The sequence below is a fragment of the Gluconacetobacter diazotrophicus PA1 5 genome (assembly GCF_000067045.1).
Lineage (GTDB): Bacteria > Pseudomonadota > Alphaproteobacteria > Acetobacterales > Acetobacteraceae > Gluconacetobacter > Gluconacetobacter diazotrophicus.
The window spans coordinates 761,556-782,583 of sequence record NC_010125.1 but is presented as its reverse complement, the minus strand read 5'-3'; the positions used below and the strand labels follow the sequence as shown (position 1 = coordinate 782,583).

Here is a 21,028-nt window from a genome sequence, read left to right as displayed (position 1 = left end):
TATTCCCTCGACCAGCCCGTATCCCGGGCTGGGCGCGGCCGCCGTGACATGGTTTGTCGCTATCGTGACACATAGGATGGGCAGCCGGCCGCCATACTTCGCTCCGGCCCACGGATAGGGTCAGGCGGCACGGCGGATAGGGGCAAGGACGTATGGGGCAGGACGCCGCAAGCGGCGGGGCGGGCATGCGGGCCGGCATCGCGCGCCGGGTCTGGCTGCCTCCCATACTGGCGGGATGGTTTCCCCCCGGCAGCATCGCCTTCTGCCTGCGCACCTGGGCATCGGCCGTGCTGGCCCTGACCGTGGCGTTCTGGATGCAAATCGACTCGCCGGCCAGCGCGGGCGTCACGGTGATGATCCTGTCCCAGCCCCTGCGCGGCCAGATCCTGTCCAAGGCGCTGTATCGCATCGTGGGTACCCTGGTCGGCGCTGCCGTCGCGATCGGGCTGATCGCGGCCTTCGGGCAGGACCGGTTCATGGTGCTGGGGGGGGCCGCGCTGTGGCTGGGGCTGTGCGTGGTCGCCGGCACGCTGGCGCGCGACTTCCGGGCCTATGGCGCGCTGCTGGCCGGCTATACCGTCGCCATCATCGGAATCGGGTGCATCGACCGGCCTGAAGCGGTGTTCTCGGTCGCGATCTTCCGTGTGTCGGCCATCATGATCGGCATCGTATCGGTCGCGGTGGTCAATGACGTGACGGGCTCGCCCTCCGCATGGCGCGCCCTGGCGGACCGGCTGCGCCGGGCGGCGGTCGATGTCCGGCGGATCGCCCGCGACGCCGTGGCCGGGCGGGGTATTCCCGACGACGGAAGCTGTGTTGCGCTGGCAGGGACGATCATGGCGCTGACCAGCCAGGTTTCATTCGCGCGGACGGAACTGGCCGACAGCGCGCTGCGCATGACCGGCGCGCGGTCTGCCATGGTCGCGATGCTGGACATGATATCGTGCAGCCGCGCCATCGGCGGCGTCCTGCGCGAGAACGATGTCCGCCCGGCGATCCTGTCGCGGGTGCGGCAGCGCTTCGGCGACGGGACGCCCTTCACCGGCGCGGACGACGCGCGGGGCGCGCTGGATGCGCTGCTGCGCGTCGAGGACGGCGACGCGCCACCGACCCCGGCCGAGGCCTATCTGATCGAGCGCGCGATGGCGCTGCTGTCCTACGGACGATGGGTCGAGGACGGCATCCGCACGCTGGAGGACGGCCGCGCGGCACCGCGCGTGGCCCGGAACGTGCGCCTCGCCCGGCATCAGGACCCGGTGCTGGCCATGCTGAACGGCGTGCGCGTGATCGTGGGATTTTCCGCCGCCGCCGCGATCTGCATCCTGTCCGGTCTGCCGGGTTCGACGATGACGCTGGTACAGGTCGCCACCATCCTGACCCTGTCGATCACGACATTCGACACCCGCGCCTTCGGGTTCGGGGCGCTGATCGGCGTGCCGCTGTCCACGCTGTGCGCGCTGGTGCTGGATTACCGCATCCTGCCCTACGGGTCCGACATGGGCTTCCTGGCGCTGATGATCGCGCCGGTGGTGTTCGCGACATGCCTGCTGCTGATCCATCCGCGCCATGCGGCGATCGGGCTGAATTTCGGGGTGTTCTTCTTCATCGTGCTGGGGCTGGACAACATCCAGAACTACGACCCGATGCAGTTCATCGACCGCAATGTCTTCTACACGCTGTCGGCGGTGATCCTGTTCTTCTCGCTGGTGCTGCTGCCGCCTTCGGCGCGGCGGCGGCGCTTCCGGGTCGCGATGACGGTGGCGCTGTCGCTGCGGCGGCAGTTCACCGGCCGGGGGGACATCGCCGGCCCGATGCTGATCAGCCGGCAATATGACCGGCTGATCCAGGCCCGCACCTGGACGGGCCATCTGCCGCCGCACCGGGTCGCCGCCGGGGTGTTCGGCCGCATCGTGTCGATGGGCGACCTGATCGGCGCGCTGGCGCGGGCCCGGCGGCACCTGACGCGGGCCATGATGATTCCACCGGTATCGGACCTGGCCCGCCAGGGCCTGGACCTGCTGCGGGTGCGCAATGTCCCCGAAAGCGCGCGGCGCATCATGCACCATGCGACGGTGCTGCTGGCCGCGTCCCGCGACCTGCCCCCGGTCGAGCGCGAGATCGTGATCGGCGCCGTATCGGGCCTGTTCGGCGCGGCGCGGCTGCTGGAGCGCAACGTGCGGCTGCTGCGCCATTACGGCATCATCCCCGCGGCGTGGAGGGGCTGAGATGGGGCCGACGGTCGATATCGCGGGCGTGCAGGTATCCTCGTTCGTCATCGATGCGGGGCTGGCGGTGCTGACCCTGCTGGTGCTGCGCCCGCTTCTGGGCACCACCTTCGTGCAGAAACGGGTCTGGAACGTGCCTCTGGCCGAATTCGGAATCCTGATCTGCCTTGTCGGATTCTATGTTTTTCTGTTGTGAAAGGTCGGATGGTGTTCGAACGCGCCCGTCACGTCATACGGATCGCAACCACGCTGGCCATCCTGGCCATTGCGACAGTGGTGGTGCTGGGGCTGTGGGATTACTACACGGCCGCGCCCTGGACCCGGAACGGGCAGGTGCGCGTGCAGGTCGCCAACATCGCGCCGCGCGTATCGGGGCAGATCGTGGATGTCCGTGTCACCGACAACCAGTATGTCCATCGCGGCGATGTGCTGTACTCCATCGACCCGTTCGATTTCCGCATCGCGGTGGCATCGGCGACGGCGCGCGTCAATGAACGCCAGGCGGACCTGACGCTGCGCCTGGCGCAGCACCAGCGCCGGCAGCAACTGTCCTCGGCCTCGGCCTCGGCCGAGGAAAAGCAGCAGTTCGAAGCCGTGGCGGAACAGGCCAAGGCCCAATATGCCGACGCGCTGGCCGCCCTGTCGCAGGCGCGGATGAACCTGGACCGCACGCAGGTCCGCAGCACCGTCAACGGCTACGTCACCAACCTGACGATGCGGGTGGGCGATTTCGCCACCGCCGGCGTATCGGATATCGAGGTGATCGACGCGGAATCCTATTGGGTGGACGGGTATTTCGAGGAAACCCGGATGCGGGGGATCTATCCCGGCGCGCTGGTGCGGATCGACCTGATGGGCTACGCGACCCCGCTCTGGGGCCATGTCGAGAGCATCACGCGCGGCATATCCTCGGCCAACGCGCAACGATCGACCCAGGGCCTGCCCTTGGTCAACCCGGTCTATACCTGGGTACGGCTGGCGCAGCGCATTCCGGTGCGGGTGCATATCGACGCCCTGCCCGCCGGAATCACGCTGGCGGCGGGCATGACCGCGAGCGTTTCGATCGTCACCCCCGAGGGACGACAGCCCCGCGTGACGCTGCGCGCGCTGGTCGCCCAGTTGCGCCAGTCGATGCACCGCGTCCGGCCGCCCAATGCGGTGGCGGCTTCCCCCGCCACGCCTGTTCCGTCACCCACGTCCCTGTCGAACGGGGTGTCGGAGGACGGACAGGACCGCTAACATGGCTCATTCCATAAAAAGACAAGACCGGAGAAACGCCATGACCCGCCGTCTCGCAACCCACGCCGCCGTGCTGATGGCCCTGTCCGCCACGGGCGCGTGCCTGGGCACACCCACGGACGCGCGCGCCGCCGCTGCCGCCGACCCGTTCACCGGCCGCTGGGCCGCGATGGGCATCTCGCCCGTCGTCATCGCCGCCCCCGACAGCCACCACCAGATCCAGATCACGCTGCCCGACGAACTGCATGCCATCACGCGGCACCAGTTCACCCTGACCCGTCACGACCACACGACGCTGCAATCGATCAACCGCGATCCGCTGGTAACGTTTCGCATGGTATCGGAAAACAGCGCCGACCTGACGATCAAGGGCAACAAGCCGGGGCAGATGCTGGACCTGCCCCTGAGCCGGGACGACTAGGACGCCCGCGACGGAGTCATTCGACGACACGCAGCCTAGTCCGATGTATCCTTATCCTCGATATTTCGGACAATTTGCAGCAGGCTATCCGGTATCGGTTCACGGGCCACATCCCCGTACATTCCATGCAGCCTGCGTCCGAGCCACAGGGTAAAGGCATGATCGCCGTCAGCCGGTCCGGACATGTCTGGTACAGGCCTGTTCATTGAACGGTGTCTCCCGCACGCGGGGCGGTCCGGAGAAGCCAGTCGATCCGGTCATGGACCCGCAATCGGACGTCAACGTCCTCCCTCGACTTCAGTTCAAGGCAGCGACGATATGGCGCAACATTGCTGCCATGCGCCTCGGTGCCACGAATGACGCGGGGCGCGACCTTTCGGGCCGCTTTCGCACAGCATCAGGGCTTTTGAAACAGCCGCTTAAAGGCGAAGTGCTCGTTTGACCCAGGGCAATGCCGTCATAAGCTGCTCGCGCTGTACCCGGCGAACGAACGGAGCGTCGGGGATATTCGCCAGGCCCGCGCGGGCCGCAAAGTATCCTGATACCCACGCAGCGACCTCGGGCGCGTCCGGCAGGATTGCTTCAGGAGGCGGGCCGCCTTCATGCGCAAGGCTGGGCAACCAGAATCCCATATCCAGCTTCGGATTGGACAGGCAGGCCTCTGCCCAATCGACAAGTTTCACGGTCCCGGACAAGAAACACATATTGTCACTACGCAAATCCCAGTGCGTCGGACTGAGACCGGCTGTCGGGCATGCATTTTCAGCCTCGATCAAAGCAGGCAGCGCCCTCGCCAACCAATCTGCCGAGGCGAGTCCCAATGCCAGGAATGGCGTGGGATCAGCCTGGACACAGGTCCACCCTCGGACGTCCACGCCATGGACCGCGTCGAACGTCGGCAATTCAGCACGCATGCCGTGAAGGTCTTCAATTGCGGCTAGCGCGGCCGAAACCCTGTCGTCGGTCCAGGGAGGCGGCCAGATCGCCTCGCTCAGATCTTCGATAACCAGTATGGGATTGACGCTCTCGGCATCGTATCCCAACAGGCGCGGCCGGGTCCCTTCCGGCAAAGACCTGTAGGCCACGATTTCGCGACGCAACAGATTGGCCGTGTGGAGTGTCGTGGCAATCTTGACGAAAGCTTGTTGTTTCCCGTTTCGTACAAGATACCGCGCAGCCGGCGTATAACCTCCGCGCACGACCCGGAACGATTCCGGTGTCCATCCTGAAATCCGCCTGATCGCCTCGCGATGCGCTTGTCCGACGATCATGATCTCTCCGATGCCGATATGCTGAACAACCGCTTATCCAGGTCGTTTCTTCCAAGGCAACAGGTACGAATCAACCCAATATATTCGTGCATGAAGTCCCGCCAGAAGAAACGAGCAATCCTGGCCGGGAGCGCACGGGCAACTTTTGGACATCGGCATGCAAAAGCCGGCATCTGCTGGAACGCTACATATTACCGCTCTCGCCTCTTGTCGGACGCCGTAGTGCAGCCTCACGCTTCTTCGAAGCGGACGTGGTTCATCGCGTGCGAGAAATAAACTCCGTCAGTCCTGGAGCCGCTCAGTTCTCCATTTGGCGACACCCGTCATCTTGAATATAAGTAAGAGGTAGCAGCCCCATCTTACCTTGGGGGAGCGCGTTTGCCATGGGGGTCTTGCGCTCGCCCAATCCAAACACGGCCTAATGAGGCCGAATGTATTAATTTCAAATCCTGCCCCCCAACAGGGGCAGGCTATTTATTGGGACCGGGCCGATGGAAAACATGACAATTAGACAGGTATCGGTTTCTGATTCCATCCTGTCCCGTTTGGACGCTAGAGACATCGCGCTCTGGGTTGGCAAGGACGTCGTTAGGGCCGCGGACCCGGTCGCCTTGGCCGACGTCATCCGATTGCCGTGGCGAGCCGTGCTTCTCGAGGGAGGAGACCCTGCGCTTGAGACCGCGATCCTTGCGCAGGAAGACCCGACTGATTTCAGGGTTCTTCGCCGCGGATATCCCATCATCATCGACGGCAACCCCGCGGATATCGTGCTGCCTCCGCGGAGCTTGCCGATCTACAAGCTCAACAGCGGCGGCGGGTCGGGTACCCTCGTCTCGCAGCTCTCGAGATTGAGTATTCTTAATGAGTTGGCGCGCACGGATCCGCGTGAGCTGCTGGTGCTTTCGTCCAAGGCGACCGGCGTCCCGCCGGATCTCCGTACCTTGTGGGAAGAGGGCTTTCGGCCGCTCACAACCATTGTCGGAGACTACGCGACCCTTCATGCCGAGGCCGATGGATGGCGACGAGCTCGCGCCGCCGGCGGCTCGATCGCAATCGTCGAGAAGGACATCGCTAGCTTCGCCCACGACCTTTCCACCCGGTATGCGCAAGCCCATACTGGGGAACGGGTTCTCCTTCGCGTGCGGAGCGCGCGGGGCGACACGACGTCGGTTGATATAACCCAGGTGGACGACGCCCAGCATCCGGTGCTTGGGCGCTACGAACTCATCCAGGATCAGGATCTCCGGCCCCTCGCGCCCGAGGATCTGACGGCGGAGACCGTCGAGGGGTTCTTCCGCGATCCGAGCGCGTCATGGCAGCCCTACGCGGCAGGCCTTCCTTGGCCGCGGGACGACGTGGCGTGGCCTGAGCTGCGTCATATATTGCGGCGCTTAGATCGCAGCGGCTCCGAGGCCAACACGGTCGCGGTCATCCGCACCGAGCCTGGCGCGGGCGGAACGACCCATGCGCGGATGCTGGCATGGAGGGCCGCTGCCGAGGGTTATCCCACCCTCTTCGCCAAGGGGGCTCCATTCAAGCCAACCTCGCTCGAGATCGTCAACTTCATGACGCGAACGATTGACGCCGAGAAGCAGAGCCGCGGGGAGCCGGACGACGGTCGTCTCTACGAAGCTCCGTGGCTCATCGTGTTCGATCGAGACCATTGGGAGGGACGCGACAGCGAGCTGCGGAGCTTCCTACGGGGACTCGAACAGAGCGGCCGCGCAGCATGCGTACTTGTGGTCACAGGCCCCTACGCGAGCATGGAGTTCATGAGTAGCTCTCGCTTTAAGGAGATTGACCAGCTTACGCACGAAATGCCACGAGCCGGCGCGGTGGAGTTCGGCCAGCATCTCAATCAGTATCTTGCGCCCCACGGACCTGTCAGAAGGCGCGAGGAGTGGCAGGTGTAGAAGTTTGCACTTAATCTGACGGACGGCTTGAAGTGGCCGGCGTGGATGCTACGCGTTCATGTGGTGTTCGACGTGGCGCCCGATATCTTTTTCGCGGGCGTGGTGGGCTGCGTCAAGGAAGGTTTGCATCGGGGTTTTGCCGAAGCAGTATCGTCCCTGGTGGGTGCGATTGCGGTTGAAGTCATCCATCCATTCGTCGAGGTCTGCCTGGAGTTCGTGGATGCTGTCGTAGATCTTGCGGCGAAAAGTGACACGATAGAACTCGTCGAGCATGGTCTTGTGGAAGCGCTCGACGATGCCGTTGGTCTGCGGGCTGCGCGCCTTGGTGCGGGTATGGTCGATGTTCTCCACCGCCAGATAGAGTTCGTATTCATGGCGGTCATGAGAGCCGCAGAATTCGGTGCCCCGGTCGGTCAGCACGCGCTGGAGCGGGAGATCGTGCAGCTCGAAGAAGGGGATGACGCGGTCGTTGAGCAGGTCGGCAGCGGTAACCGGGGTCTTGCGGTCATAGAGCTTGGCGAAGCCGACCTTGCTGTAGGTATCGACGAAGGTCTGCTGGTAGACGCGACCGACGCCCTTCAGGGTGCCGACATAGAAGGTATCCTGAGCGCCGCAATAGCCGGGACATTCGGTCTCGAACTCGCCCCAGGCCTCCTTGTCGGCCTTGGCCTTCTCCAGGGCCGCAAGCTGGCTTTCGGTGAGGATCAGCCGTTCCTGGGCCATCTTGGCTTCGAGCGCCTTGAGGCGGAGCTTCATGGTAGCGAGGTCGTGGCGCAGCCAGATGCTGCGCACCCCGAAAGGAGAGACGGTGACGCCGCGCTTGAGCAGTTCGTTGGCCACGCGGGCCTGGCCCCAGGCCGGTTGTTCGATGGCGATCGCGACCACTGCTTCCTCAACCGCCGGCTCGACGCGGTTTTTCAGCAAGGGTTTGCGGCGGGAGAGTTCCTGGAGCGCGATTTCGCCGCCTTTGTCGTAGAGCTCCTTGAAGCGGTAGAAGCTGTCGCGCGAATACCCCATCATCTTGCAGGCCTGGGAGACGTTGCCCAGTTGCTTCGATAGTTCCAGCAGGCCAACTTTGGCGCGGATGATCTTCTGGTCACGGGTCATGAGGATATCCTCCGATGGCTGCGGCGGGGGCTGCGTCGCCCGGCCACTCCGCCCCCGCCGCAGCCCTGGTTGAGCTTCAGCAGACACCATCCGTCAGATTTAGTCGAGACTTCTACAGTGGCAGGGATTCTTCCAAGCCTCGGCCGTACACGCGGAAAGCGGCATCTCCTCCTTCTGGGTGGCGCTGTCCTTCTGGCTCCAACGGCAGATCGACATGAGCGAGACCGTACAGTCTTGGCTGTTCAGGCAGTTCCAGAGCTCCGTCGTCGATCCGCAACTGCGCTCGACGCTCGTGGATATCGCCGCGATCAGCACCGAGAGACGTCCGCTACCGGAGACCATGCTCCCCGCAACCGTCGACTGGCCAGTGACTCAAAAACTCGAGGACCTGAGAACCATGATCGGCGCGATGGGCCTGATCAGATTGCGACTCGAGGGAGACAGGTATTGGGCACTCGCACACGATATCTTAGGCCGATATCTGCTGAATGCGATCTACTATGATCGCTCCGCGCGGGAGGAATTCGGCTTCGGCGAGGCTTCGAACACCGAGCATCTCCGCTTCCTCGCACTTCGGCGACTCTCGGCCAATCCCGCCTTGGGGAACGCATCCAACCGGGAGATCGCGGAGGACTTCGCCGTCAACATCTTCAAGATCGATCCTGATCACGGCCACGGCACATTCGTGCCCTATTGGCGCGAGGCCCTGGCCGCCTTGGACGAAATGCCAAAGCTGCTGTGGCAGACGAGCCGCGCCCTGCGGCACCACTCCGCGATCTCACGGCGACGCATCGCGAAAGACAAGGAGCTCTTCGGCCTGCCCGAGAGCGAGCGGTTGGACCTGCTGCGGCGGGCGGTCGAAGATATCCGGTTCGCTCTCGACATGATTCCCCGAGCCGAGGGCGAGGAGTCTGACCTCAACCTCTACAACTCGCTGGCGCGGGCATATCAGGACCTTCACGACGAGGCCGCCGCGACTGGCGCGGCGACCGACGAACTCGAACGCCTGCGAGGACTGGCGCGGGACGCGACGCGCCGAGCTTTCCAGCTCAATCCCGATAGTCCTTTCGTCGTGGAAACTTACGCGCGAAGTCTGCTTGGGGAGGCCAAGGCCAATCCGCTGAAGGCGGCGGGAAACGCCATTGAGGTGCTGAACCTAATCTACTTGGAAATGGAGCGTGATCGCTCGGCACAGCGACGCTACGAGTTGAGCCGTCTGGCCGAGGTCGCTATCGAGAATCTCCTCGTCACGGGGGGAAGGCACCGGAATTCCGATAACCCCGAGATCGCCCTGCTCGTCGCGGCGCTCGACGCGCTTACCCACGATGTACCCGATCTGGCCGGAGTGGGCCTTGGTGACTTTCCTGTCGAGAATCGATTGGAGGCCGCGCGGATACTCTCGAATCCGGACGTGCAGTCGAACCTGCAAGCCGTGCGGATGCTTTACGCTCTCACATGCCTTGACAGGCCTAGCACTACAGTTGCGTTTTTCTGAGAGTTCTGAATCTATGGGTAACCATGATTCTGAACGAGATGAATAGCGCAGCTTCGGTCGAGGATGTTCTGGCTCTGACGCTGGAGGCGCTGCGGGACGCCAAGGAGCGAATGCGCCCGGTATTCGGCCAGGAGCGGGTGGCGGCATCGGCAGGCCGGTTTCTGGAAACACTACTGGGCAACGAGCCGCGCAAGACCGGCTGGATGCGGGCTGAAGCTGCGGGCGATCCGGGGCCATGGCGACAGCAGGCCCTGCTTGGACGCGGGCATTGGGACGCCGATGCATTGCGGGACGTCGTGCGCGATCATGTTGTCGAGCATCTGGGGGATGCCGACGCGGTACTGGTGGTCGACGAGACTGGTTTCCTCAAGAAGGGCTCTGCATCATGCGGAGTGGGACGGCAATATACCGGGTCTGCCGGCAAGATCACGAATTGCCAGATTGGCGTGTTCGCAGGGGATCCTATGTCTCTGACAAGGGGCATGCTTTTCTCGACCGGGCTTTGTATCTGCCGAAAGCCTGGACTGAAAAGCCTGAGCGGTGGCGGCGGCCCATGTGCCGGGCGATGTCACGTTTGCCAGCAAACCGTCCTGGTCCACCGCGATGATCGGCCGGGCGCTTGCGGCCGATGTGCCGTTCCGGTGGGTGGCTGGCGACAGCGTCTATGGCGTCGGTGAACTGGAAATGGCTTTGCGCCGCGCAGGCAAAGGCTTCGTCCTTGGCGTCAACGCCAATCACTGGTTCCATTCCTGGCGTCCGGACATCCACTGGTCCGGCGAGGCGCGCGAAATCATCAAGACCCTGCCGGACGAGACCTGGGTCCGCTGTTCCGCCGGACGCGGCACCAAGGGCGAACGACTGTATGACTGGCTGTATTGCCCGATGGCCGATCTCGAGGCCTCCGAATATTCAGGTATCTCAACCGGGATATGGACCCGTGGGCTGCTGGTCCGGCGTAATCCCTCCGATGGCGATCTGGCATATTTCACGACCTGGTGCCCTCAGGGAACACCGCTTGAGATCTTGGTGCGTGTCGAGGGCACGCGCTGGCGAATCGAGGAAGGGTTCGAGACCGCCAAGAACGAATTCGGACTCGACCATAATGAAACCCGTTCCTGGCATGGCTGGCACCGTCACGTCTCGTTGGTCATGCTGGCTTACGCCATGATGGCCGCTGTGCGGTCCCAGGCCAACGCCATGGCGCTCAAAAAAAGCCAGTTGCACAAACGCGGCCGCTCATCCGCTGGTCAATCCAGGAAATCCGCCGCCTCGCCGTGAAAATTACCCGAAGCCGCGCCTCCATCGAGCATATCCTCCGATGGTCGTTCTTTCGACGTGCTCATCAGGCCGCAGCATACCTCTCGCGCCTCAGGGCAAAAACGCAACTGTAGTGCTAGGGCGTTCGAAGCTCAGCTCTCGCTCCTGGAGGCGCTCCTTTCCGGGGGATATCCGGTCAGCCCTCAACAGCGCCTCGAACTGGCCGTCCTCCTACACCAACGCGGCCGGTACGAGGACGCGGAGCATCTCTTCAAACAACTGCGACCGCTGTGGCGCACGGGCGAGTTCTTCGTGCAGGTGCCGGACCGACTTCGATGGTTACTGGATGTGAACGCGGACAATCGGCTTCAGGTAACCGCACGTGTAACGGCTGGAGGAGAGGGCCGCGGCTTCGCGAATATCCAGGAGATGCGGAACCTCAGCGTGCCCTTCCGAGCCCCCGAGTTCGGATTGAAGCAGATCAGGCCCAGCACCCAGATCCGGGGCTACGTGTCGTTTGCCCACAATGGTCCCTTCCTCCGCCCCCTGACAGCTTTGGCGCGTTAGGCCATGTCAGGATTGATGGAGAGCTTTGCTGCGCGACTAGGTTGGACTCTCGCGAAGGTGAATATACTGGTCGAGGGAACACACGACGTCTCTCTAATCACACATGCTGCAAGCCTCTTTTGTAAGGTGACCGGCGTGAAACTACTCGGACCTGACCTTGCGGTAATAGCCGCGGGCCTTGGAAATGAAGGGGGGGGTGGACGGAATAAACCGACGGCTTCCAACCCTTCGTCAAGTAGCCGCGGCAGATCCGGACAAAAGCGGAAAGTTGAGGTATCGCTTCTTGGGACTCTATGACAACGACAGAGCGGGGAGGAGAGCGTTCGCGGCCATATCCTCATACGATGCGACCATCAAGAAGTGCTCTGAAGTCTTCCTGCTTCGCCCGGAGATGTCTCTGAAGGGCGGCGCTGATCATCGGATCGTCCAGCAGCGCTTCGAACGCGATAACGAACCGTACAAAGACCTGGATTGGGAGATGGAGGATCTAATACAGCCTACCTTTCTAGATCTCTTCGAGGACGAATTCCCTACCGCAGTTCGCCATCGGACCACCATCTTAGATCGAACCCATCGAGACTTCACAGAGCAGGGCAAGCGAGATCTTATTAGATTCGTCAAGCAGCACGCGACCCTCGACGAGTTGTTGGACGTAATCAGGCTTATCCGCGCACTTCGGGACTACGGTCACTTGCGGAGTGACCACATCATTGTCTGACCATCGTAGCCGCTCCAAGGCTCCACGCGTTCAGTTCATGGCGCATAGCGTCCGTCACCCGTCGTCGAACGTACGACCTGAAACACCTACCAGGCGTTCCGAAGCGGACGGTCAGCACTCCCGCCAAACCCGCCATAAAGGGACTTCCCGAACGCTCCACGCAGCACGCGTCCGAGCCACAGGTAGGGACGCAATTGCGTCATACCAAAGGCCGTAGCCACTGACTCGTGTGTGAAGTGACGAACGGCGCCGGCTCTGATTCTCTTGATTTTGGGAGGATCTGGCAGATGACGAGAGCGGTGAAGCTACGGGATGACTATTCGGCCTCTGATCTGAGGCGACTTGCGGCGCGCAGCCGGCAGGCGAACGCTGCGCGCCGGCTTCTGGCCCTGGCGGCGATCCGTGACGGGGCCAGCCGCACCGATGCGGCCCGCGTAGGCGGCATGGACCGCCAGACGCTGCGGGACTGGGTTCACCGCTTCAATGCTGAAGGGCCGGATGGCCTGCGCGATCATCTGCACGCAGGGCCGGCCTGCCGCCTGAGCGGGGCACAGCAGGCCGAATTGAAGGCCCTGGTCGAGGCGGGGCCGGATCGGCAGCGTGATGGCGTGGTGCGCTGGCGCCGGGTCGATCTGCAACGCGTGATCGAAGAGCGCTTCGGCGTCGTCTATCATGAGCGTCATGTGTCCACTCTACTGAAACGGCTTGGTTTTTCCTATGTCAGCGCCCGGCCACGTCACCCGGGTCAGGACGCTGGCGTCATGGAGGCATTCAAAAAAACTTCCCCCGCATCCTGAATGCCCATACCGGCCATCTGCCCAAGGGCAAGCCGATCGAGATCTGGTTCCAGGACGAGGCCCGGATCGGCCAGAAGAACGGCATCGTCCGACAATGGGCCCGGCGTGGCACGCGGCCACGCCAGCCGGCTGATCAGCGCTACGAGAATGCCTGGCTGTTCGGCGCGATCTGTCCGGCGCGTGGCAAAGCCGCCGGCCTGGCGCTCCCGTTCATCGGCACCGCCAGCATGCAACTGCACATCGAGGAAATCTCGCGCTGCGTCGTCCGCGGTGCCCACGCCGTCGTGCTGCTCGATCGCGCAGGATGGCATACCACCGACAAGCTGAAGCTGCCCCGCAATATCAGCCTGATCTTCCTGCCGTCCCGCGCGCCCGAACTGAACCCGGTCGAAAATGTCTGGCAGTTCCTGCGCGCCAACTGGCTGTCCAACACCGTCTTCGACGGCATCGATCATATCATCGACGCCGCCTGTTCCGCCTGGAACAAGCTTGCCGCCCTGCCTGACACCATCCGATCCATCGGGCTCAGAAAGTGGGCTCACACAGGTCTGTGTCTATAACCGTTGGTATCAGATCATCTTCCAGGCCGCCAGGGCCCGTTCTCGCGCTGCGCGATGATCCACGATGGGCGCGGGATAGGGATGGGTTGCGCCTGATTCCCATGGGGCGTGGATGGCGTCGTCGGACAGATGCGCAAGCTCGGGCACCCAGCGGCGGATATAGACGCCGTGGGGATCGAATTTCCGGGACTGCAGAATGGGGTTCATGACGCGGAAATAGGGCGCGGCATCCACGCCTGTGCCGGCGTTCCACTGCCAGTTCATCGGGTTGCTGGCCGGATCATGGTCGACCAGCGTGTCGGCAAACCAGCGCTCGCCTTCCCGCCAGTCGATCAGCAGGTGCTTGACCAAAAATGACGCCGCTACCATGCGGACGCGGTTATGCATCCACCCGGTGTGCCAGAGTTCCCGCATTCCGGCATCGACCAGGGGATATCCCGTCTGGCCCCGCTGCCACGCCGCAAGGCCCCCGGGATCGTGACGCCAGGGCATGGCGTCGAACTCCGGCCGCAGATTCCGGGTCGCGAGATCCGGGTTGAAGAACAGGAGCGACCACGCGAAATCCCGCCAGCCGAGTTCCATCAGGAACTTGTCCGGACAGGCCTTCCGCGTGGCCGCGTGCCACACCTGTGCCGGGCTGACATGGCCAAATCGCAGAAAGGGAGACAGCCGGGAGGTCGCCTCATCCCCGGGGAAATCGCGGGCGGTAGCGTAGCCGGCCCCGTCATGCCGGAGAAAATCGGAAAGCTGGTCGCCCGCTTCCTCCTCACCCGGCGACCACATGTCGCGCAGTCCGCCCGCCCAGTCCGGGTGGCGCGGCAGCAATCCATCCTGCTCGTGCCGCGTGATCAGGCTGTCCGGCATCGGGGGGGGAGGGGCGAAGACGAGTCTTTCCGGCGCGGGATGGGGCGGAAAGGGCGCCGGAAGCGCACAGGCGGCGCGCCAGAAGGCGGTAAAGATCTTGTATGGGGCAACCGAGCGCGTACAGACGCTCCATGGTTCATGTAGAAGGGCACCGGGGAAACTGCGGACCGTGAGGCCCCGCGCCCTGAGATCCGCCTTGATGGCGGTATCGGCCTCGCGTCCCGCCGGATCGTAGCGGCGATTCCAGAATACGGCGCCCGCGCCCGTCTTCCGGACGATTTCCGCCAGAACCGCCCGGGCCGCGCCGCGAAAGACATGAAGGGCGCCCCCCATCCCGCGCAGGGTTTCGTCCAGCGAGCGGATCGCGCCGTGCAGCCACCACCGCGCCGCGGCACCGGGCAGATGGGCATCATCGAGAATGACGATACAGAGAGTCGGCTGGCCCCGTTTTTCCGCCTCGAGCAACGCCATGTTGTCCGCGATGCGGAAATCCTCGCGAAACCAGACGATGGTCGGGGCAGGCGCCAGGTTCACCATCCTACCCGGATGTCACTTGGGCAGGTCGCCCAGCAGGGCGCGCACGCGGGCGCGTACGTCGTCGGCCTGGGGGCGTTCGAGGGCGGCGCGCAGGCGCATCATCTGGCGGCGGGCGTCGTAAAGCTGGTCCAGCAGGGACAGGACCAGGGGCATGCCGTCGTTACCGATGCCCAGATCGGTGGTCAGTTCCACGATCAGGCGGGCGCGGGCGACGTCGATGTCGTGGAAGACGTAGTGCCCGGGCTCGCCCTCCGGCCGCAGCCAGGCGACGTCGATCCAGTGTTCGACGTCCGCGACCGTCACGTTACCGACGCGCAGGCACAGAGTTTCGATCGTGATCATGTCGTGCTTCCCCCGGCAGGCGCCTCCGGCGGGGTCCAGGATTTCAGGAAGTCTTCCAGCGCCGCGTCGGTCGGGCCGATCACGACCTTCAGCGTGACGTACAGATTGCCCGCCTCGCGCTTCCCATGGGCCTTTACCCCGCGCCCGCGCAGGCGCATCAGGCGGCCGGTGTCGGAATGGGCGGGAATGTTCATCGAGACCGGGCCGCCCGGGGTCGGGACCGTGACCGAGCCGCCCAGCACCGCGACCTTCAGCCCCACCGGCAGCGTCATGCGGATATCGTTGCCGTCACGCGTGTAATCCGGGCTGGGCGCGATGCTGATCGTGATCAGCGCATCGCCCGCCGGGCCGCCCTGATGGCCCTCGCCCCCTTTGCCCCGCAGGCGCAGGACCTGACCGTCCTCGATGCCCGGAGGGATCTTGACGTCCAGCGTGCCGCCGCCCGGCAGGGTAATGCGCGACGTGCCGCCATTGACCGCATCGGCGAAGCTGACGGTCAGGGAGAAATTGCGGTCCTCGCCCCGCGCCGGCCCCTGGGGGCGGCGGCGGTAGCCGCGCTGCTGGCCGAACATCGACCCGAAGATGTCGCCCAGATCGTCTTCCGAAAAACCGCCGCCGCCGGCGGAATAGCGAAACCCCTGCGCGCCCTCGGCATGGTCGCGATAACCGCCCCCGCCGGGCGCCCAGCCGCGTTCCTGGCCGGCGGCATCGATCTCGCCCCGGTCGAAGCGCGCGCGCTGTTCCGCGTCGGACAGCAGCGCATGCGCCGTGCCGATCGCCTTGAACTTTTCCTCCGCCGCCTTGTCGCCCGGATTCAGGTCGGGGTGCCAGGCCTTGGCCAGCTTGCGATAGGCCTTGCGAATATCGTCCTGGCTGGCCGTGCGCGACACGCCCAGGATTTCGTATGGATCGGTGCTCACGACGGTGCGTCTTCTCCCTGCCTGGGTGCGAAATCGGGCTTCGGCGCCCCATGGAAGCGCCTGTTTCTCTGAAAATAATGGGGAGTGCCCGCCGGACGGTCAATGCGGGCCGGCACCATGCAGAGCAGCCATCACGCAAACGCCCATCCCGTGGCCACCCACCGGACGGACAATGCCGCCATCATGCCTGAACCGCGCCCCGTCCCACAAGGCGCAGGCCTTCACCCGGCGGGCACTTCGGAGTACAAGACCGCAGTTTCGAGGCTGTGGGGAACACGATCATGGTCGTCCGTATCGAGGCGCCGCGTCCGCGCCACCTGGCGCTGCCCGTCCTGCTGGCGGCCGGCCTGGCCCTGATGGGTGCCGGTCCGGCGCAGGCCCGGCATCACGGCCACCAGGAACACACGATCTATGGCTCGGTTTCGGGCTATCAGGCGGTGATCGACCGGGATTCGCCGGAATATAAAAGCGCCGATTCCTACTGCCAGACCCAGGCATCGGTGGATGCCTCGATCAACGGCAGCACCATGCAGAGCAGCGGCACTGGCGGGGGCGGCGGCAACCAGTTTCAACGCCTGAAATATACCTACGCCGCCTGCATGGCCAGCCGGGGGGCCTGGGACCGCATCAACAATACGAAGATCGGCGATCAGCCGTCGTCGGAATGATCGGTCGGTTCCGCTCAGAGGCTGTTTGAAGCGGTCTCCGGAAGTCCATCCGGGCGGGGCCCGCCCGTGGCCCAGTCCAGGAGCTGCACCGTGTGGACGAAGGGCAGGCCGGCATCGGCGGCCAGGTGCGTGATGCAGCCGATATTGCCGCTGGCCGCGACCTGCCCGTCGACCGAACGGATGGCCGCGACCTTGCGCCGCTTCAACTCCTCGGCGATGCCCGGCTGCAACATGTTGTAGGTCCCGGCCGACCCGCAGCACAGATACCCTTCGGGCACGTCCAGCACCGTGAAGCCGGCGGCCTGCAGCAGGGATTTCGGCTGCCGCGTGACGCGCTGCGCGTGCTGCAGCGAACAGGCGGCGTGATAGACCACCCGCAGCCCGGGCGCGACGACCGGCTTCATCAGGCCGATCCGGTCCATGATTTCGCTGATATCCAGCGTCATGGCGCTGATACGCGCCGCGCGCGGCGCCCAGGCCGGATCGTTCCGCAGGGCATGGCCGTAGGCCTTGACCGAATTGCCGCAGCCCGAGGCGTTGATGACGACCGCGTCCAGGCCGTGCGGCCCGTCGGCCTCGCGCAGCCAGGCGGCGATGTTCGCCCGCGCCCGCTTCAGGGCCGGGGCCTCGTCGCCCATATGCTCGGCCAGCGCGCCGCAGCACCCCGCGCCGCGCGCCACCACCACCTCGACCCCATGGCGGCGGAGCAGGCGGATCGTCGCCTCGTTGATCGCGGTGTCCAGGACGGTCTGCACGCAGCCGTTCAGCAACGCGACCCTCATGCGGCGCGGTCCCTGGGCCGGGAAGACCTGCGGCCGGTCGACGGGGCTGGGCGGCGGCAGCGGCGCGGCCGGCACCTTGTCGAGCATCGCGCGCACTGGGCCTGACAGCAGGGCACGCAGCGGGCGCCCCAGCCGCCCGGCCTCCAGCGCCGTGCGGAACAGGCGGGGCCGCGCCAGCAGCAGGACCAGCATGCGGCGGATCGCCGCCTGGACTGGCGGACGGCGGAAATGGGACGCGACATAGGCGCGGCCGGGGCCGATCAGTTTGGAATATTCGACGCCGGACGGGCAGATCGCCTCGCATGCCAGGCAGGTCAGGCAGCGGTCCAGATGCAGGACGGTGCGCGCGTCCGGGGCGCCGCCTTTTTCATACATGTCCTTCATCAGGAAAATCCGCCCGCGCGGGCTGTCATTTTCCTCGTGCCGCACCTGATAGGTCGGACAATGCGACAGGCAGATGCCGCAATGGACGCAGGCATCGATGATGTCGGCGGCCAGCGCGATATCGGAATCCCGGCGTGCGGCCGGGGAGATGGTATTCAGCATGCCGCGTCCTCCTGCGCCGGCGGGGTCATGCGGCCGGGATTGAGGATTCCGGCCGGATCGAAGACGCGGCGCGTCCGTTCGGACAGCGCGCGCACCGCCGGATCGGGCGCGGGGAACGCGCCATGGGCAGCGCGAACGGCGTCCGGCGCGCGGATCAGGATCGCCCGTCCGGCCACTGCCGCCGCCAGGGCGCGCAGCCGGGTCACGCTGTCTTCCCGGCCGGGCTTCATCGCGCAGAACAACAGCGCGCCGCCCCAATCCAGCATCAGGCTGGCGACCAGTCCCTCGCCCCGCAGCCGGTCGGCCAGGCCGGCCGCCGCCGTCGCGGGCAGATGGATGCGCCACAGCCAGTCGTCGGGCCCTGCCGCCAGGGGTACCAGTTCCCGCACCCCGGTCCAGAAGGCGGTGCTGGCCGGTCCCTCCAGCATCCGTCCGGGGGGCAGGCCGGATACCGGATCGGCCAGGCGGCCCATGTGGTCGGTCACGGCGGGCCGGCTGCCTTCGACCCGCAGGGCGATGACCCTGCCGTCGCCGTCCGGCACGACGGCCGCGCCGGTCACGGCCAGCGGCTGCGCCAGGACCGTGGCCATGCGCGCGATATCGCCGGCCAGTCCCGCCGAGGGCAGAAGCAGCGTCCGTTCCTCGGGCGGGGCGGGCAGCACCTTCAGGGTCACGCTGGTCAGCACCGCCAGGGTTCCGAACGCGCCGGTCACCAGTTTCGGCAGATCATATCCGGTGACGTTCTTCATCGTCCGGCCGCCTGCGGAGAAGGAGTCACCCTGGCCGTTCACCCCTTCGACCCCCAGGACGAAATCGCGCGCGGCCCCGGCCTGGAACCGGCGGGGACCCGACAGGCCGGTGCCGATCGCGCCGCCGATCGTCGCCCGTGCCGGATCGGTGCCGTACAGCACGGCATGGACTGGCGGCTCGAAGGGCAGGTACTGGCGGTGTTCGGCCAGGATCGCCGTGAGTTCGGCCAGGGGCAGTCCGGCATCGACGCGGATGACCAGATCGTCGGGTTCATAGAAATGCACCGTACGCAGTCCGCCCACTTCCAGCCGCACGGCAGCGGCAACAGGGTTGCCCAGACCGTGCCGCGTGCCGTTGCCCGCGATCGCCAGCGCCTGCCCCTTGGAGCAGGCGGCCCGCACCATTTCGGCAACGTCGGGGGCCCGGGTGGGGCGGTAGACGATGGGGTCGGCCAGGATGCTCATCAAAACCTCGGTATATGGGGGAAGCGCAGCGCGCCCCCCCGTACATGCATCCGCCCGAATTCGGCGCAGCGGCAGGGGGTGGGAAACACCTTGCCGGGATTGAGAAGTTCGCCGGGATCGAAGGCGCATTTCAGAACCTGCTGCTGCCGCAGGTCGGCGGGGGCGAACTGATGGGTCATCAGGTCGCGCTTTTCGACGCCCACCCCGTGCTCGCCGCTCAGCACCCCGCCCATGTCCACGCAGGCGCGCAGCACGTCGGCGCCGAAGGCCTCGGCCTTCTCCAGGTCGCCGGGGCGGGCGGCGTCGTACATGATGATCGGGTGCAGGTTGCCGTCACCGGCATGGAAGCAGTTGGCGTAGTCGAGCCCGTAGGTGCGCGACAGGATCGCCATACGCGCCAGGATGTCCGGCAACCGGTTGCGGGGGATGGTGCCGTCGGTACAGTAATAATCCTTGCACAGCTTGCCGATTGCGGAAAATGCCAGTTTGCGGCTGCGCCAGATCCGTTCCCGTTCCTCGTCGGTGCTGCTGACGCGCACGGCGATGGCGCCACCGCGTCGCGCCAGGTCGGCCACGGTCTCGATCAGGGCATCGACCTCGGCCGCCGTTCCGTCGAGTTCGCACAGCAGCAGGGCGTCGGTGCGGGGATCACAGGTTTCGCGCAGCAGGGCGGACACCGCGTTCACCACCTTGCGGTCCATGAATTCCAGCCCGGCGGGAATGATGCCGGCGCCGATGATGGCGCCCACGCAGCGGCAGGCATCCTCGACATGGGCGAATTCCATCGACACCACGCGCGCGGTCTCGGGCACCGGCACCAGCCGCACCGAAATTTCGGTGATGACCGCCAGCAGGCCCTCGGACCCCGTCAGCAGGCCGATCAGGTCCAGTTCGCCATCCGCGGCGCCCTGGAAGGCGCCCCCCAGGCGTACGATCTCGCCCGAGACCAGCACGGCTTCCAGTCCCACGATGTGGTTGGCGGTCACGCCATATTTCAGGCAGTGCACGCCGCCGGAATTTTCCGCGACATTGCCGCCGATGGTCGAAATCATCTGGCTGGACGGGTCGGGCATGTAGCACAGGCCGAGATGGCGCACGGAATCGGAAATCCGGACGTTCGCCACCCCCGGCTGCACGCGGGCCACGCGGTTTACGGCATCGACCGACAGGACCGCGCACAGGCGCGACGTCACCAGCAGGATGCCGTCTTCCAGCGGCAGCGCGCCCCCGGACAGCGAGGTACCCGATCCGCGCGGCACGATCTTCACGCCCTCGGCCAGGCAGAACCGCAGCACGTCCTGGATTTCCCGCGTGCTGCCCGGCAGCACGACCAGCAGCGGCGTCGCCTGGTACGCGGTGATCCCGTCGCAGCGATAGGGGCGGCGCTCGGCCTCGTCATCCAGCACCCATTCGGGGCCCACGATCCGGCGCAGATCGATCCCGGCCAGTTCCGCGCGACGGGCGATGATCGCCGGATCGGGATCGGGCATGCGCATTGGTCTGTTCCCCCCGCGACACCCCACCCCCGGCAGGGAGGCACCGCCATTGTCCCATGGCTTGAGTCGCCGCTGGCTTATGTAATAAC

General features: G+C 65.3%; 17 protein-coding genes and 2 pseudogenes. 10 read left to right on the top strand and 9 right to left on the bottom strand.

Annotated features, from left to right (window positions below):
* The first annotated feature begins 152 nt into the window (after positions 1-152).
* Genes GDI_RS03640 through GDI_RS03625 form a run of 4 tightly spaced genes read left to right on the top strand, consistent with a single transcriptional unit; the run spans position 153 to position 3,885 of the window.
* On the top strand, positions 153-2,225 hold the full coding sequence (locus tag GDI_RS03640; protein ID WP_012223464.1) for an FUSC family protein: 2,073 nt from the start codon (positions 153-155) through the stop codon (positions 2,223-2,225).
* Between the two features lies 1 nt (position 2,226).
* Entirely contained in the window at positions 2,227-2,421 is a 195-nt protein-coding gene (locus GDI_RS03635; protein WP_012223462.1) for a DUF1656 domain-containing protein, read from the top strand.
* An 11-nt stretch (positions 2,422-2,432) separates the two neighbouring features.
* A complete protein-coding gene (locus tag GDI_RS03630; RefSeq protein ID WP_012223460.1) occupies positions 2,433-3,464 on the top strand; it encodes a biotin/lipoyl-binding protein in 1,032 nt (343 codons plus the stop codon).
* A 40-nt stretch (positions 3,465-3,504) separates the two neighbouring features.
* Positions 3,505-3,885 carry a hypothetical protein gene (locus GDI_RS03625; RefSeq protein ID WP_041249272.1) on the top strand — a complete coding sequence of 127 codons (381 nt, stop codon included), beginning with the start codon at positions 3,505-3,507 and terminating at the stop codon, positions 3,883-3,885.
* A 35-nt stretch (positions 3,886-3,920) separates the two neighbouring features.
* On the opposite strand, the gene GDI_RS20460 is transcribed toward GDI_RS03625, so the two are convergent.
* Together GDI_RS20460 and GDI_RS03620 are read right to left on the bottom strand one after the other, a co-directional pair.
* Positions 3,921-4,070, bottom strand: coding sequence for a NepR family anti-sigma factor (locus GDI_RS20460; protein WP_012223442.1), 150 nt, complete (start codon positions 4,068-4,070; stop codon positions 3,921-3,923).
* Positions 4,071-4,304: 234 nt separating this feature from the next.
* Positions 4,305-5,156 carry a phosphotransferase gene (locus GDI_RS03620; protein ID WP_012223424.1) on the bottom strand — a complete coding sequence of 284 codons (852 nt, stop codon included), beginning with the start codon at positions 5,154-5,156 and terminating at the stop codon, positions 4,305-4,307.
* Between the two features lie 491 nt (positions 5,157-5,647).
* On the opposite strand from GDI_RS03620, the gene GDI_RS03615 reads away from it, so the two are divergent.
* Positions 5,648-7,069: a hypothetical protein gene (locus GDI_RS03615; protein ID WP_012223422.1), complete on the top strand. Its 1,422-nt coding sequence runs from the start codon at positions 5,648-5,650 to the stop codon at positions 7,067-7,069.
* Positions 7,070-7,117: 48 nt separating this feature from the next.
* Here the strand turns inward: GDI_RS03615 and GDI_RS03610 are convergent, their stop codons facing one another.
* A complete protein-coding gene (locus GDI_RS03610) occupies positions 7,118-8,176 on the bottom strand; it encodes an IS481-like element ISGdi10 family transposase (RefSeq protein ID WP_012222646.1) in 1,059 nt (352 codons plus the stop codon).
* Between the two features lie 127 nt (positions 8,177-8,303).
* Here GDI_RS03610 and GDI_RS03605 point away from each other — a divergent pair.
* The 4 genes and pseudogenes from GDI_RS03605 to GDI_RS18850 all read left to right on the top strand — a co-directional run.
* Positions 8,304-9,671: pseudogene (locus GDI_RS03605) on the top strand (hypothetical protein); the annotation flags it as partial.
* Positions 9,672-9,694: 23 nt separating this feature from the next.
* Positions 9,695-10,949 (top strand): annotated as a pseudogene (locus tag GDI_RS03600) (IS701-like element ISGdi12 family transposase).
* A gap of 829 nt (positions 10,950-11,778) precedes the next feature.
* A complete protein-coding gene (locus GDI_RS03590; protein ID WP_231854208.1) occupies positions 11,779-12,213 on the top strand; it encodes a hypothetical protein in 435 nt (144 codons plus the stop codon).
* 287 nt (positions 12,214-12,500) lie between these two features.
* A protein-coding gene (locus GDI_RS18850; protein ID WP_012553677.1) for an IS630-like element ISGdi5 family transposase occupies positions 12,501-13,570 on the top strand; the annotation gives its coding sequence in 2 pieces (ribosomal slippage) (positions 12,501-12,987 and positions 12,987-13,570; 1,071 coding nt in all).
* 9 nt (positions 13,571-13,579) lie between these two features.
* Here the strand turns inward: GDI_RS18850 and GDI_RS03575 are convergent.
* The 3 genes from GDI_RS03575 to GDI_RS03565 are packed head-to-tail and all read right to left on the bottom strand — an operon-like array spanning position 13,580 to position 16,233.
* Complete coding sequence (locus GDI_RS03575) at positions 13,580-14,971, bottom strand: cryptochrome/photolyase family protein (protein WP_012223414.1); 1,392 nt, start codon at positions 14,969-14,971, stop codon at positions 13,580-13,582.
* A gap of 12 nt (positions 14,972-14,983) precedes the next feature.
* Positions 14,984-15,313, bottom strand: a complete 330-nt coding sequence (locus tag GDI_RS03570; RefSeq protein ID WP_012223412.1) for a chaperone modulator CbpM — start codon at positions 15,311-15,313, stop codon at positions 14,984-14,986.
* Positions 15,310-16,233, bottom strand: coding sequence for a DnaJ C-terminal domain-containing protein (locus GDI_RS03565; RefSeq protein WP_012223410.1), 924 nt, complete (start codon positions 16,231-16,233; stop codon positions 15,310-15,312). Before GDI_RS03565 ends, GDI_RS03570 begins: the two co-directional genes overlap by 4 nt.
* A gap of 281 nt (positions 16,234-16,514) precedes the next feature.
* Here GDI_RS03565 and GDI_RS03560 point away from each other — a divergent pair, with 281 nt between their 5' ends.
* Positions 16,515-16,901 carry a hypothetical protein gene (locus tag GDI_RS03560; RefSeq protein ID WP_012553679.1) on the top strand — a complete coding sequence of 129 codons (387 nt, stop codon included), beginning with the start codon at positions 16,515-16,517 and terminating at the stop codon, positions 16,899-16,901.
* 14 nt (positions 16,902-16,915) lie between these two features.
* Here the strand turns inward: GDI_RS03560 and glcF are convergent, their stop codons facing one another.
* Genes glcF through GDI_RS03545 form a run of 3 tightly spaced genes read right to left on the bottom strand, consistent with a single transcriptional unit; the run spans position 16,916 to position 20,939 of the window.
* Positions 16,916-18,229: a glycolate oxidase subunit GlcF gene (gene glcF, locus GDI_RS03555; RefSeq protein WP_012223407.1), complete on the bottom strand. Its 1,314-nt coding sequence runs from the start codon at positions 18,227-18,229 to the stop codon at positions 16,916-16,918.
* On the bottom strand, positions 18,223-19,443 hold the full coding sequence (locus GDI_RS03550) for an FAD-binding protein (protein WP_012223406.1): 1,221 nt from the start codon (positions 19,441-19,443) through the stop codon (positions 18,223-18,225). Before GDI_RS03550 ends, glcF begins: the two co-directional genes overlap by 7 nt.
* Positions 19,443-20,939: an FAD-linked oxidase C-terminal domain-containing protein gene (locus GDI_RS03545; protein WP_012223405.1), complete on the bottom strand. Its 1,497-nt coding sequence runs from the start codon at positions 20,937-20,939 to the stop codon at positions 19,443-19,445. The genes GDI_RS03550 and GDI_RS03545 overlap by 1 nt, the downstream gene beginning before the upstream one ends.
* Positions 20,940-21,028: the final 89 nt, after the last annotated feature.